General features: G+C 56.3%; 12 protein-coding genes. 8 read left to right on the top strand and 4 right to left on the bottom strand.

Features of this window, described 5'->3' with window-relative positions; genetic code table 11:
• Positions 1–90: 90 nt before the first annotated feature.
• From G3M63_RS06825 to G3M63_RS06805, 5 genes are all read left to right on the top strand, one after another.
• Positions 91–1,374, top strand: a complete 1,284-nt coding sequence (locus tag G3M63_RS06825; protein ID WP_150301471.1) for a hypothetical protein — start codon at positions 91–93, stop codon at positions 1,372–1,374.
• Positions 1,337–2,110 (top strand): glycosyltransferase, encoded by a 774-nt coding sequence (locus G3M63_RS06820; RefSeq protein ID WP_150301472.1) that lies wholly within the window; start codon positions 1,337–1,339, stop codon positions 2,108–2,110. Before G3M63_RS06825 ends, G3M63_RS06820 begins: the two co-directional genes overlap by 38 nt.
• Positions 2,111–2,170: 60 nt before the next feature.
• Positions 2,171–2,917, top strand: a complete 747-nt coding sequence (locus tag G3M63_RS06815) for a WecB/TagA/CpsF family glycosyltransferase (RefSeq protein ID WP_223825073.1) — start codon at positions 2,171–2,173, stop codon at positions 2,915–2,917.
• A 2-nt stretch (positions 2,918–2,919) separates the two neighbouring features.
• Entirely contained in the window at positions 2,920–4,356 is a 1,437-nt protein-coding gene (locus G3M63_RS06810) for a mannose-1-phosphate guanylyltransferase/mannose-6-phosphate isomerase (RefSeq protein WP_163982257.1), read from the top strand.
• Positions 4,357–4,418: 62 nt separating this feature from the next.
• Positions 4,419–5,390, top strand: a complete 972-nt coding sequence (locus G3M63_RS06805; RefSeq protein WP_150301475.1) for a phosphoribosyltransferase family protein — start codon at positions 4,419–4,421, stop codon at positions 5,388–5,390.
• A gap of 58 nt (positions 5,391–5,448) precedes the next feature.
• Here G3M63_RS06805 and G3M63_RS06800 read toward each other — a convergent pair whose 3' ends face one another.
• Positions 5,449–6,501, bottom strand: coding sequence for a glycoside hydrolase family 5 protein (locus G3M63_RS06800; RefSeq protein ID WP_163982255.1), 1,053 nt, complete (start codon positions 6,499–6,501; stop codon positions 5,449–5,451).
• Positions 6,502–6,709: 208 nt separating this feature from the next.
• Between G3M63_RS06800 and G3M63_RS06795 the strand changes: the two genes are divergently transcribed.
• On the top strand, positions 6,710–7,495 hold the full coding sequence (locus tag G3M63_RS06795; RefSeq protein ID WP_150301477.1) for a WecB/TagA/CpsF family glycosyltransferase: 786 nt from the start codon (positions 6,710–6,712) through the stop codon (positions 7,493–7,495).
• Here G3M63_RS06795 and G3M63_RS06790 read toward each other — a convergent pair.
• A complete protein-coding gene (locus G3M63_RS06790; RefSeq protein WP_163982254.1) occupies positions 7,480–8,907 on the bottom strand; it encodes an O-antigen ligase in 1,428 nt (475 codons plus the stop codon). The two genes, G3M63_RS06795 and G3M63_RS06790, sit on opposite strands and share 16 nt — an antisense overlap.
• Before the next feature lie 246 nt (positions 8,908–9,153).
• Here G3M63_RS06790 and G3M63_RS06785 point away from each other — a divergent pair, with 246 nt between their 5' ends.
• Positions 9,154–11,067: a DUF294 nucleotidyltransferase-like domain-containing protein gene (locus G3M63_RS06785; protein ID WP_150301479.1), complete on the top strand. Its 1,914-nt coding sequence runs from the start codon at positions 9,154–9,156 to the stop codon at positions 11,065–11,067.
• Positions 11,064–11,795: a 3'-5' exonuclease gene (locus G3M63_RS06780; protein ID WP_150301480.1), complete on the top strand. Its 732-nt coding sequence runs from the start codon at positions 11,064–11,066 to the stop codon at positions 11,793–11,795. The genes G3M63_RS06785 and G3M63_RS06780 overlap by 4 nt, the downstream gene beginning before the upstream one ends.
• A gap of 335 nt (positions 11,796–12,130) precedes the next feature.
• Here G3M63_RS06780 and G3M63_RS06775 read toward each other — a convergent pair whose 3' ends face one another.
• Both G3M63_RS06775 and G3M63_RS06770 read right to left on the bottom strand, forming a co-directional pair.
• The gene (locus G3M63_RS06775; RefSeq protein ID WP_150301481.1) at positions 12,131–13,786 is read right to left on the bottom strand and encodes a BCCT family transporter; all 1,656 of its coding nucleotides are present in this window, start codon (positions 13,784–13,786) and stop codon (positions 12,131–12,133) included.
• Between the two features lie 306 nt (positions 13,787–14,092).
• Complete coding sequence (locus G3M63_RS06770) at positions 14,093–14,290, bottom strand: hypothetical protein (protein ID WP_150301482.1); 198 nt, start codon at positions 14,288–14,290, stop codon at positions 14,093–14,095.
• Positions 14,291–14,316 lie beyond the last annotated feature (26 nt).

Below are 14,316 nucleotides of genomic sequence, written 5' to 3'. Positions count from 1 at the left end.
ATTGCCGGCATCAGGGCCAAATTCTGTTGTCGAACGGCTGCTCGATCCCCGCAGCCGCGACCAGCCTCAACACAGAAAGGGAAATCGCCATTGCTCAAGCAATTGCTTGCATACAGGAACCTGCTTTTCATTCTTATTCTGTTGAACTCGGAAGTCTTTTTCCTGACTGACGATAAGAAAGCTGGCATCCCCTTTCTACGTGAACTGTATCTGCTCGGTGTTATCGCTGCTGCGGGCGCGCTGTTTGTAACCTGGCGGCGGGTCTATCAATCGAAAACCGCCCTCTGGATCGTGTTCCTCGGGCTGCTTTTACCCGTGTCGTCAGCCGTTCTCGCCAACCTCAACTACGGACAGCCTCTTGTCTACGGTCTGCTCGAAGAACGCCGCAGCTTCATGTGGTTGAGCTTTTTTGTCGCGTTGCTGCTGCTGATAAAGACGGCGCCTAGCCAGAAGCACCTTGAGAAGTATTTCCTGTACTCCGCGCTCTTCGCGACGTTCATCGGCTTCATGTACTACCTCAGCATCATCCCCGATAACGCGTCGGTTTCCTTCGCCAAGGATGAGGTTGACTGGGGTAACAATCCGCTACGACCCAACCGTTACCGTATAGGCTCGGGTTACGTCACAATCGCGGTATTCATGTTGCTGTATCAGCTCAAGGAAAAACTGTCGGTCGGTAAACTGGCGCTGGTTCTGTATTTTGCTGCCTATCTCTGGCTGGTGATCCAGACCCGCGGCACCATGGTTATCTGGGCGCTGGCGGCACTCTGGATCTTCCGCAACCGTATCGACTCGATGATCAAGGTCGGTGCGATGGCGGGGCTGATACTGGTCGCTTCGTTCTTCCTGATTCCTGAATTCTGGGCCGAGCAGATAGAGCGGTTCAACCTGCTGTTCGAGGAAGCGACCACCGGCCCTGGGGTACGGGACAACACCATCGCCACGATCCTGCAGGCGATCAAGGAGAATAACTACATCGGCAAGGGCGCGTTGTCGCTGCAGTGGAACGAAGGCTTCCACTCGCTATATAACCCGCATTTTTACCTGTCGGATGTCGGGATCGTCGGGGTCTACCATCGTTACGGCTTCCTGACTCCGTTTATTGCCGTCATCTTCTATGGCATGTACCTGCGCATAATGAGTCGCTGCAAGCACAAGGGCGATCTGCTCGCAGCCTTCCAGCTGAGCTTCATGTTCAGCATGTTCAATATGTTGCTGTCCAATTCCATCATGTACGGAGGGGATATGCTGGGCATTACAACCGCTTGCTTCCTCTATTACTCCAAGGTGCAAGCAACCGAAACTACGTCGCCTCGACAATTCAACCGGGTGAGCAATGGTCCACTTCAGTATCGTAACTATAAATTGGAATAACCTGGCTGGTCTCAAGGAGACCTATCAGAGTGTTGTCCGGCAGTCCCATCGAAACTTTACCTGGATCGTTATCGATGGTGCGTCCAATGATGGAGCGGTCGAATGGCTTGGACACATCAATGATCCGCAGGCGGATATCACATCCGAGCCGGACAAGGGTCTGTATGACGCCATGAACAAGGGACTGGTCAAAGGTTCGGCGCTGCCCGGCTATACGATCTTCCTGAACAGCGGTGACATGCTGTATGACGAAACCGTACTGGAGAAGGTTGCCGCAGCCGTCGAACAAGCAGAAGTCCGTCCTAAATTCATCTATGGCGACTTCTATCTGCGCACCGGTAGCCGCAAGCTCATCAAATCGTTAGCCAAACCGATCGACAAGCTGTTTATCGGCATGCCCTCGAGCCACCAGGCAATGTATTTCGAAAATGAGCATCTGAGTACCGTACGTTTTCGCGACGATTACAAACTGTCGGCTGACTACTGCATGATCATTGAATTCACCAACGGTATCGAGAAGCCGCGCGAAGTGTTGCAGCTTGCCGAGCCGTTGTGCATCTTCGATTTGACTGGCGTTTCCGAACAGCGGCGGTTTGCGGCCATCAAAGAGGATGTGCACATCCGCAGGCGCTTCCTCAAGCTGTCCTCGTTCAAAAACTACGTTCTGTATGGATTGCATTACATCCATGCCCACATCAAGTCGATCAAGGCCGCATTGGACAAGCGGGCGGCCTGAACGCAGTACATTCACAGAATGCGCATTTGTAGGCTGTTTTCAGATGCCAGGGAGGTTGCATTGAAAGCTTTTGATATTGAATTCTACGAAGGCTCCGAGGAACAGCTGGTCGACGAAATCCGGACGACCAGCCAGGAAGACTTCAGTTATATCGTCACCCCCAATGTCAATCATGTCGTTCAACTCAAGGATGACAGGCAACTGCGCGCCGCCTATGACCAGGCCAGCCATCGAATATGCGATAGCCGCGTCCTGCTCCCGTTCCTGAAGATCTGCAATCTGGATCTCCAGGAGGCCATACCTGGCAGTACGCTGACCGCGCGTCTCATACACCTGGCCGACCAGCTGAACTGGAAGGTCTGCGTGGTCGGCTGTGAAGCAAATAACATGATGCTACTTCGGGAAAAATTTCCCGGTATCACTTTTTATCACCACTACCCTCCCATGGGCTTCATCAAGGACGAACAGGCTACTGCGGCCTGTCTGGATTTTATCGTTGATCACCCAGCACAACTGGTGGTGTTCGCGCTGGGTTGCCCAACCCAGGAAATATTGGCGCAGAAAGTTTTCCAAACTGGCAGGGCCAAGGGCGTTGGTCTCTGTGTTGGCGGCTCGCTTAACTTCCTGTCCGGAGCGGTGCCACGAGCACCCGAATGGGTTCAGAAGCTTTACCTCGAATGGCTGCACCGCATATGCAGCGAACCGCGCCGACTGACCGGGCGTTACGCACGCGACGGCGTCCGGTTTATTCCGATACTCGTCAAGCAGCTCAGAACCAAACAGCCGCTATCATATAAAGGAGCTTAGAAATGATCCCCATCATCATGTCGGGCGGCACCGGCTCACGCCTTTGGCCGCTCTCGCGCCAGCTGAATCCCAAGCAGTTCTTGCCGCTCGCGGATGCCTCGCTGTCAATGCTGCAAGCCACGATCAACCGCCTGGATGGCCTTGATATCCAGCTGCCAAGACTGATCTGTAACGAAGAACATCGATTCCTTGCCGCAGAACAGATGCGCAAGTTGAAGATGGAAGAGGCGCCCATCCTGCTCGAGCCGGTCGGTCGCAATACCGCCCCGGCAGTAGCGCTTGCGGCATTGCAAGCGGTTGCCGATGGTGATGATCCAGTGCTCCTGATTCTGGCCGCTGATCACCTGATTCAGGACGAGGCGGGCTTTCGTGAGCGTATCGGCGTCGCTTTGCCACTTGCCGAAGCGGGCAAATTGGTCAGCTTTGGTGTGGTGCCCACGCACCCGGAAACAGGCTATGGCTATGTACAGAAAGGCGCGCCTGAGGGGGATGGGGGCTACAAGGTGGCCAAGTTCGTCGAGAAACCGGACCTCGATACCGCCAAGGACTACCTGTTATCGGGCGATTTCTACTGGAACAGCGGCATGTTCATGTTCCGTGCCAGCCGGTATCTGGAAGAGCTGGAAAAATTCCGTCCCGATATCCTCGCCGCCTGTCGCAAGGCCATCAGCGCCAGCAGCCAGGACATGATTTTCACGCGTATCGACAAGGAAGCGTTCATCGCCTGCCCTGAAGATTCTATCGACTACGCCGTCATGGAGAAAACCGCCGACGCAGTGGTGGTCCCGCTGGATGTAGGCTGGAGCGACATTGGTTCCTGGTCCGCGTTGTGGGAAGTCAGCTCGAAGGACGAACAAGGCAACGTCTTCAAAGGTGATGTGCTCAGCGATAACACTCAGGGAACCTACGTACACGCCGAACACCGGCTAGTGGCGACCGTAGGCGTCGAGGATCTGGTGATCGTCGAAACCAAGGATGCGGTAATGGTCGCTCACAAGAGCCAGACCCAGGAAGTCAAACGCATCGTCGAACAGCTCAAGCGCGACGATCGCTGCGAGTATCTCAACCACCGGGAAGTGTATCGGCCCTGGGGTGTGTATGACTCCATTGACAATGGCCAACGCTATCAGGTCAAGCGCATCACCGTGAAGCCGGGCGCCAAACTGTCGGTGCAGATGCACCACCACCGCGCCGAGCACTGGATCGTGGTATGCGGTACAGCCCGTGTTACCAATGGTGAAGAGACTTACATGGTCACTGAAAACCAGTCGACCTATATTCCGATCGGTCAGGTGCATTCACTGGAAAATCCCGGTGTGATTCCGCTTGAACTTATCGAAGTGCAGTCGGGCTCCTATCTCGGGGAAGACGACATCATCCGCTTTGCTGACAATTACGGACGCGTGACGGAAGCCGAGACAAAGTCATCCGCTACCTAATCTGGATTCGATAACCCCCGGGCTGCGAATAACAACGCCGGGGGGACCAAGGAGCAACTCCAATGAACTATCGAAGTGTCAGCGACCTGGCGAATCTGACTAACAAATACGCAAGCAAGGTGCCTCACGATGTCGATCTTGTTGTAGGGATTCCACGCAGCGGTATGCTGGTAGCCAGTATCATTTCTTTGAAGCTGAATCTGCCGCTTACCGACCTTTATTCGTTTCATCGCAACGATGAACTGAAAAAAGGCAATACACGCACTTACAAGCACGCGCATCTGGCGCATCCCTGGGATGCAAAAAAAATCCTGCTGGTGGATGACAGTATTGCCTCTGGCAATTCCATGCTGGCTGCGGCTGAAATGGTCAAGTCGGTGTATCAGGGCGCGGTGATTACCATGGCGGCCTTCGCCCAGAAGGAGAACACCGGCAATGTTGATCTGTATTTCGAAACGGTCGAACAGCCGAGGCTATTCGAGTGGAATATTCTGCACCACAACCTGATGAGGCACGCTTGCCTGGATATTGATGGCGTGTTGTACGTGCAGCCAGCCGCAGCCGATGTGCACGATAATGAAAGCTGCGCCGCATTTGTCGAAAACGCAACGCCACTATTTACCCCATCGGTACCCGTTGCGCATTTGATTACCTGTCGACCGGAGAAATACCGAGCGCAAACGGAGCAATGGCTCGAACGTCATGGTGTCGAATATGGTCAGCTTCACATGCTGAATAGCGCCGGTGAGACAGGTGCGAAGGATGACGCCATAACCGCGTTCAAGGCTGATATCTATAATCAGGACCCCCACGCGATATTATTCATCGAGAATGATGAATATACCGCCATGGATATCATGCGGCTGACCAGCAAACCGGTTTTCTGCATCCAGTCCAATCAGATGTATGCACCGGGTATGAGTCTTCCGGCATTGAAGACACAGGTAATGCGTAAAAGTCTGACCTTCAGGCGCAAGGCACTCGGCAAACTACGGCGTCTTATGTCTGGGTCCCACCTGCCGACCGAGCCCTGACAGCTGTTCAGGCCGGCGGTGCATGGTGCATTACCGCCAGCCTATCCCAGCCATGCATCTAACCTTTTTTGGGACCGAAATCAGAGCAGTCGTCCTTGGCTGCATACTTTTTCAAGAGCGCTACCTGCGGTCGTTTTTCACCGTTCTTGGGCTCTATCGAGAGCTTGTAATTGCCCCAGGAAGGCCCGGCCGCCCAATAGTTGATCGGGATGCAATTCTCATTGAGGTAGGCCAACAGTTTATCCATGGCATCCAGCCAACGCTCATCGTCGTTGGGAATGCCGAACTCGCCGATATGTCCTCTCTTGCCGTGCTCTTTCAGCCAATCGACGAAGGGCTCAACGCGGTTCACACCGATCATCGGCTCAAAATCCTTGCCTGGCCCTTTCTTATAACTGCCGCTGGCGTCTTCATCGATATACACATGGGCGGAAAACACCATATTGTCGGCCGGGTCCTTGAGCTTCAATAATTCGTCAGCGTAGCGTGGCCAGCGAGCGGCGCTCGACCACGACGCCCCCTCGATCAACAGCGGCCGCTTCTTGTCGTGCTTGCGCACACCATCGATTCCCGCCTGTGCCGCTTCAGGCCACAGCTCGTCAGCCGAACCATAGGGCTCGTTCATGATGTCATAGGCGAAGAGCGCGTCATGACCATGCCAACGCTTGGCAATACGCTCCATCAAATCCTGGTAGGCACTCACTGGGACCTCGTCGGTCCCGATCACCTTCTTGCGGTAGCGTGCGTAATTGTGCACGTCCAGAATGACCTTGATGTCATGTTCCTTTGCCTGGTCGAGCATGTCGTCGACCAGCGAGGCGTACACGCTGTCCAGCTCGGCATTCAGGCTTGGCTGCAGACGCTCCCACTTCAGCGGAAACCGCACGGTGCGTATGCCCTGCTCGCTCCAGTATTCAAAGTAGCCCTCCGGCGGGAAAAAATAATGCGTGCCGTGCTTGCCCGGCAGCTTGCCCCCGGTGAACTCGGCACCCGCAACGTTGATACCGATCATATCAACCGCCGCATGCGTCACTGTTGCGCCAGCTGATAGCAGGCTAAACGTGCCGAACATCAGCCATTTACGAACTGTCTTCAGGCCTGGTTGTCTCATTGTGTAGATCCTCCTGATGGGTTTTTCGATGGCCGCCCGGATAGTGCGAGGCCATGACAATTTCTCCGAATTCGACGACTCAGCTGAATGGCTATCCCTATCGAGTCATCCGACAACCTGTGTACCAGGAATCAATTCCAGGACCTGAATTGAACCAATAACCGTCGAAACGTACTCATATGAACCATTGTGTAATACGAGGTCCTCGATGACTAACTCTCTGCTCAAGCGTCACGACCCCCTGATCAACAAACTGCTGCTGATCGACGAGAATCAATCTGATGCGCTGTTGCAGAAGCTCGCTGCCATTGACTCTCCCACGACGCTGGCGTTCCTTAATCAGCACGCCTATAACCTCGCGCAGCAGAATTTGCCAATGCGGCGTCGTTTTTCCCAGATGTCCTATCTGTTGCGCGACGGCATCGGCGTCAAGATCGCCTGCAAGCTGAATGGAAGAGCTCCCCTGGCAAACATGAACGGCTCGGACTTCATCCCCAAGGTGGTGGACTACCTTATCCGCACCGATGCCGACCGTTATCAGTTTTTCGCGCTGGGAACCCGTGAGCCTTGGCTATCCAAGGGCGCCCGTCGCCTCTTCCAGGGTCATCCTTTTCATGCCATGGACGGATTCCAGCCCGAAGAAAGCTATGCGCAATACGTTGAGAGGCATTGTGATAGCAATAAAGTTCCCGTGATTGTGCTGGCAATGGGCATGCCTAAGCAGGAGGAAGTGGCTATCAGGATCAAACGTGAACTGGACATGCCCGCGCTGTTGATCTGTGGCGGCGCGATCCTGGACTTTTCTGCGGAGCGCTTTACCCGTGCACCGCTGATATTCCGCAAGACCGGCCTGGAGTGGGCGTACCGCCTTGGCAAGGAACCAAAGCGGCTATTCAAGCGTTATGTAATAGGCATTCCTCAGTTCTTCTATTACGTCGGCCGCAACGGGTTTGGAAGTGCGCCACGCGACGCCAAGCATCAGGTAATAGAGTAACCCACTGGCCCTGTCTGTTTGGTGGGGTCCAGATCCGCGGCCGCCGTTCCCCCTTCGCTGTCTCGCTTTTTCTTGCTGCGTCCCGATCCGACTTTGTGCGTATTGGCCAGCACGGCAATGGCGCAGAGCACCACGTAGGTCGCTGCGTTGGAGGGTATCTGCAGATTGAAGTCCGTCAATGAATGCAGCATCAACGCCACTATCCCGAGCACCGCGCCACAACCGACACCGCTTCGATAGAGCGAGCGCTGCTGAGTCATTGCTTTCAGCGCATAGAACAGCGAAACCAGCACGAACAGCACCAGCGGCAGGCTTCCAACCACGCCGTATTCGATGAAGAACTGCAAAAAATCGTTATGCGCATGATCATAATGCAGCGGTAAACCACCAGCGTAGGGTGGGAACACTGTCTCGAAGCTCCCCGCTCCCTGGCCGACCCAGGGCCGGTCGGCTGCCAGCGGAAGCGCCTGATTGAATACGGTGCCGCGCAACTCATTGGCTTGCTCAACCACCGCACCGTCGACCACTACGTCGGTCAGCCGCGTATTGACCAGCCGTTCCTTAAGCCGATCCAGACCGAAGTACTGACTGACTATCAATATGTCGATCAGCAAAATGCTCGCCAACAGCAGCCCGTTACGCAGCCGGTGCTCCTTGTCGAACAGCAGAAATAACCCGCCCGCCAGCAGCAGGCTCGAGAAGAAGGCGGTGTTGCCCATGCGCGAATGGGTCATGACCAAACCAATAACCATAATGATCAAGGCCAGGCGCAGCCGCATCTTGGGCCCCATCATGGTTTCAAACAGCCCCGCCCAACGGAACCTGCCAACCTGCCGCAGGGCCAGCAACAGCCCAACACCTGCCGCCAGGGTCAACTCAAGATAACCCGCCAGATGATTGCGGTTAACGAAGGTGCCGGTCGCATGGCCTACATGATGGTCCTTAGGCCCGATAATCAGCCATTCAAGTCCTGAAAGCGTCATGATGGTTCCGTAGAACGCTTGCAGAACACCACTGACTACCAGGACACCGAGTAAGACCGACAGCCGCTTGCGCGTCCGGAACAGGCCAATCACGAGCATATAGAGCAGACAATACGCCAGCCCCAGCATCAGATACTGAAAGGTCGCGGTCGAATCACGGGTCAGTTCGGCCCCCAGCTGGAGTCCCACCCAAGCCTGGGCCGCAACCAGCAGCCCCAGCGGCAACAGGGCTTTTCTGAACCCCGAGCCCAGAGAAAGGTTCTGTAGCATCTGCAGAATCAGCCAGACACAGGCAAGACTGCCCACAGCGAAGATCAGCAGTGCGGCTGACCAGTCCCGATTACTGCCGAGCGGTAAAGGTAACCAGACGAGCAAACAGAGCAGCCCGGCGAGCACAAGGCGTTCAGCGGTCTTGAAATAGCGGGTCATTCAGGCGCTTCCTACGACTTTGAAAAGGAATACTTCCGCCCTGCCAGGCGTACCAATTGTGTGGCTTTGTTAAGTCCATTGTCGAGGTCAGATGATGGCCATCTGCATAAAACCTGCATCCTTGGCCGACAGCTGGTTTACGCACCTGTACGCGGTTACTACACTCGGGCAAAGACAGGCTCCCGGGTTGCCGATTGGCGGGTAGTTCGGCATGGTCTGCTCCACACCCCGACAAAGGATAGCGGCATGCAGGTCGAATTCATCGAAATACGCGATCACCTTAGCCGCTTTCCGCCGTTCGATGGGCTGGACGAGGACGTGCTCAATGACGTCGCCCCTCAGATCGAAATCAGTTACGTCCGCGCGGGCACGGACATTTTGCAGTTCGGCGAGGACAGCCATTATCTCTATTACGTGCGCAGCGGAGCAGTCGAGATCTATCGCCGCAACGGCGATCTGTATAACCGGCTGACCGAGGGCGACATTTTTGGACACTTTGGTCTATTACGCGATAATAAGGTGCGCTTTCCAGCCAGGGCAATCGAAGACAGCCTGCTCTATCTGATCCCCGACAGACTGTTCAAACAGTTATGCGATGAGCACGACAGCTTCGCAGATTTTGTCGAGGCCGAAGGCCAGTCCCGGCTGAAAACGGCCGTGGATACCCAGGCCAAGGCCAGCGAGCTGATGAAGATCAAAGTGCGCAAGCTGGTGTCGCGTACGCCAGTGACCGCGCCGATGACAGCGACTATACGCGAGGCAGCCGGCATCATGACCCAGGAGAGCGTGTCGTCTCTGGTCATCGTCGACCCTGAATCCGGCCCCGCCGAAACCAGCAGCGGACCGGCACCTGCCGCACAGCAGGTCATGGTCGGGATCATCACTGATCGGGATTTTCGTACCCGCGTGGTGGCCGAAGGACTTCCAGCGCAAACCCCGGTCAGCGAAGTCATGACCGGGCATCCGATCACCATGCAGGCTGATGACTCGGTGTTCGAGGCCATGCTGTGCATGTTGCGCAACAATATCCATCACCTGCCGGTCGTTCATCGGCGACGCCCGATCGGGGTTATCAACCTGTCCGACATCATCAAGTACGAATCCCAGAGCAGCCTGTATCTGGTCAACAACATATTCAACAAGCAGAGCATCAAGGATCTGACCAGATTGCTGCCGGACGTGCGCGCCACCTTTGTCCGGATGGTCAACGAGGAGGCCAGCGCGCAAATGGTCGGCAGCGCGATGTCGAGTATTGGCCGCAACTTTACCCAGCGCCTGCTCGAACTTGCCGAAGGGCAACTGGGCCCGCCGCCCGTGCCCTATTGTTTCATGGCGCTAGGCTCGATGGCGCGGGACGAGCAGCTGATCGTCTCGGATCAGGACAACGCGTTGATCCTGGATGATAGTTTCGTGCCCGAGCAGCATGACGCCTACTTTCTGCAGCTGGCAACGCTGGTCAGTGATGGCCTGGCTGCCTGCGGCTACACCTACTGCAAGGGCGGGATCATGGCCACCAACAGCAAATGGCGGCAGCCGCTCAAGGTATGGAAGAATTACTTCAACAACTGGATCGAGCGGCCCAACCCCGAAACGCTGCTGAACAGCTCGATCTTTTTCGATCTGGATAGCGTGTATGGCGAAGCCGAGATGGTCGAGTCGTTGAGGGATCTGCTGGCTGAGAAAGCCAGCCGCAACGAACCCTTCCTCGCTGCGATGGCGCGCAATGCGCTGAACCGCACGCCGCCCCTGGGGTTTTTTCGCACCTTTGTCATGGAAAAGGACGGCGAGCAGAAGAACGTAATCAACCTCAAACGCCGCGGTACTGCCCCGCTGACCGATCTGATCCGCGTGCATGCGTTGGCCTGTGGTACCAAGGCGCAGAATTCCTTTGAGCGTCTCGATGCTATCGCGAAAACCAAGCTCATGCCTCCTGAGGCAATAACCCGGCTGCGCTACGCCCTTGAATTCTTGACCAGCGTGCGCATCCGCCACCAGGCAATGGATATCGATCAGGATCGCGAGCCGGACAACAACATCGAACCGGAAATGGTCACGACGGCTGAACGACACAATCTCAAGGAAGCCTTCCAGATTCTCAGCAACGCGCAGAAATTTCTGCGTTACCGCTATCCCAGCCTGCAATCGACGCGGGCGCTATGACGGAACGCCAGCGCCGGTCCGCCCAGGCCGAACACACGCCAGACTGGCGCACGCTGTTCGCCAGCCTGGCCCGTACCGCTCGCCATCCGCATCTGGTTAAGTATTACCAGAGCGGTGCGGTCGCCGCCGATACGCCATTGGACGAAGTGCCATTGATGGCCCTGGATATGGAAACCACCGGCCTCGACCCGAAGAAACACGCCATTCTCAGTATCGGTCTGGTACCGATGAATCTCGAACGGATTCGCTGCCAGGGCTCGCTCTACCGGGTCGTCAAGCCGCCATCGGAGCTAAGCAGTGAATCCGTAGCGTTCCACCGCATCACCCATTCGGATATCGAGGCTGCGCCGCCTCTCGCCGAAGTGCTGGAAGAGCTGCTCGATGCCATGGCCGGAAAGGTGATGGTGGTGCACTACCGCAATATAGAACGAGCGTTCCTCGATCGGGCGTTGCAGCACTATCTCGGTGAGGGCATCCATTTTCCGGTAATTGACACCATGGATCTGGAAGCACGCATCCATCCCAGGCAGAAAACCGGGCTGCTCAACTGGCTGCTGCGCCGGCCACCGGAATCCATTCGCCTGGCAGACAGTCGCCGCCGTTATGGTCTGCCGCAATACCAGTCCCACCATGCGTTAACGGACGCGTTGGCGACAGCCGAGCTGTTACAGGCCCAGGTCGCCACGCATTTCCGGACGGACATTGCTGTGTGCGAGTTATGGCGCTAGGGTCTGTTCCCGTTTCATCGCGGCCGCGACGGAGGGCCGTTTGGTGCAGAACAAGGCGCGAGGAGCGAAGTTTGGTTGTTCCAAATAAGCAACGAGTAACGCAGTGCTGCGCTAAACGGGCCCCGTCCCTTCGGGTTGCGTGGCAAATGACGCCATGCGGCGTTGCGGGACTTGGGAAGGGAATAACCATTACCTGCGTCCCGCGCCTTGCCTGGCGCCATTTGACACAGCAACGCGGCTCGCGATGAAACGGGAACAGACCCTAGTCAGCATCCGGTGACCGCGCATTAAAAAAGGCGCGACCTTGCGGACGCGCCTTCTCTTCCCACTTTGCGTTATCGTGGCTCGGAGCGTAGCCCCTTGATGATCGCCACACACCCGACCAGCAGCACAACGGTGAATGGCAGCCCGGTGGATACGGCCATCGCCTGCAGCGCGACCAGACCGCCGCCAAGCAGCAAGGCGATAGCTATCACCCCTTCGATGATGACCCAGAACACCCGTTGCGGAGCCGGGGCATTGATCTTGCCACCCGCGGTAATCGCATCAATCACCAGTGAGCCGGAGTCCGAGGACGTGATGAAAAACACGACCACCAGGATGATGCCGATAAAGGAGGTAATCGCTGCCAGGGGTAGCTCGCTCAGCATGACGAACAGCTGAAGCTCAAGGGCGGCGTCCTGCACGCCGGTAAACCCTGCAGTCAACTGACTGATACCCGTCCCGCCAAAGGCGGTCATCCACAACACCGATACCAGCGTCGGCACCAGCAGAACCGAAATCAGAAACTCACGCACCGTGCGGCCGCGGCTGACGCGCGCGATAAACATCCCGACAAAGGGCGACCAGCTGATCCACCAGGCCCAGTAGAAGGCAGTCCAACCCTGACTGAAGTTGGCATCCTCTCGTCCTATCGGATTGGACAGCGCAGGCAGATGCATGAGATACGAGCCGAGGTTATCGAAAAACCCGGTCAGAATGGCCAGTGTCGGCCCCATGATAATGATGAAGCCCAGCAGCAGGATGGCGAGCCCCATGTTCAGCTCTGATAACCGCTTGACGCCCTTGTCCAGCCCAGCCAGGACCGATACCAGCGCGACCGCTGTAATGGCGACGATCAACAGTACCTTGACGGCGTTGGTCGAGGTGATACCAAACAGATAGTCGATACCGCCCGCGGCCTGCTCGGCGCCCAGGCCCAATGACGTGGCAAGACCAAACAGCGTGGCGAATACCGCGAGCACATCGATAACGTGTCCGGGCCACCCCCACACGCGCTCACCGAGTATTGGATAGAATATCGAGCGGATGCTCATCGGCAGGCCCTTGTTGTATGAAAACAAGGCCAGCGCCAGCGCCACGATGGCGTAAATAGCCCAGGGGTGCAGGCCCCAATGGAAGATGGTTGCAGCCATACCCAGCCGGGCCGCAGCTTCCACATCACCCTCAGCCCCACCCAACGGCGCCCAATCCGTGCGCGCGCCGCCTTCGGCAACTTCCGTTCCACCCATCGCAGCGGAATAATGCGACATGGGCTCGGAAACCCCATAGAACATCAAACCGATCCCCATGCCCGCGGCGAACAGCATGGAAAACCAGCCGAGATAAGAGTGGTCCGGCACGGCTTCCTTGCCACCCAGGCGAACCTTGCCCAGTGGGGAGACGATGAGGAACAGGCAAAGGATGACGAACACGTTGGCTGACGCGATGAAGAACCAGCTCAAATGTCCTGTAAGCCAGTCTCGAATCGCGTTGAATATCGGCGCCACTTCATTCTGCAATGCCAGGGTCAACATTACGAAGACGAGGATGGTCAACGACGAGATCAAAAAGACCTTGCCGTGGATATCCAGCGATAGGGAAAACTCCCCGGTGATATTGTCCTGACCGATCACGTAATCGGTATCGATCAGATTGGTTTCTCCACTGGGCGCCGGAATGCCTTCCAGGTTTTCTGGGGCTGGCTGGTCGGAGGGCCGTTCTTTATCCATGTATGGATACTCCTGAAAAAGCGGCCGCGCTTACCACGGCACATAAAGCGAAGACGTCTGTAAGTGCCTGGACCATAGTTCAGCCCGGACCCTCTGACAAGCGCCATACGGGGGCTAGAGAGATCTGCGAGCTCAGATCGAGTCGGTGATAACTGCCGACTCCTGGCAAACGGACACGCCGACCAAGGGGTAGCTAGCCCAATCGGGTGCACATGATATAGGTCTGGGATCCCATGGGATATCAACATCCATCCGCCGGGTCAGATAATCCACCGTCGCCAGCGGTCATTCATCGAACGTAACACCTCAGGCTTGAGCAGGTGCCGAGCGGAGAATGGCCAGCACAGTGCGCGCCGGCATGTTGTAGTCTTTCATCAAGGTCTTGAGTTCGTCGTTGAAAGCGAGTTCGCTTTGCAGTTGGGAGTCCTTTTGCAAGGCTTCCAGATGAGCCAGTTGCTCGGCGAGCTTGCGCTCGGCGGCTCGGAACTCTGCGAGTTTCGTCATATCCTGCCTGTTAGATATTAGATGGT

Origin of the sequence: Pseudomonas sp. OIL-1 (assembly GCF_010669185.1) — a bacterium.
Lineage (GTDB): Bacteria > Pseudomonadota > Gammaproteobacteria > Pseudomonadales > Pseudomonadaceae > Halopseudomonas > Halopseudomonas profundi.
Note: the sequence above shows the minus strand (reverse complement) of the source record. Positions and strands in the feature narration are given on the sequence as shown.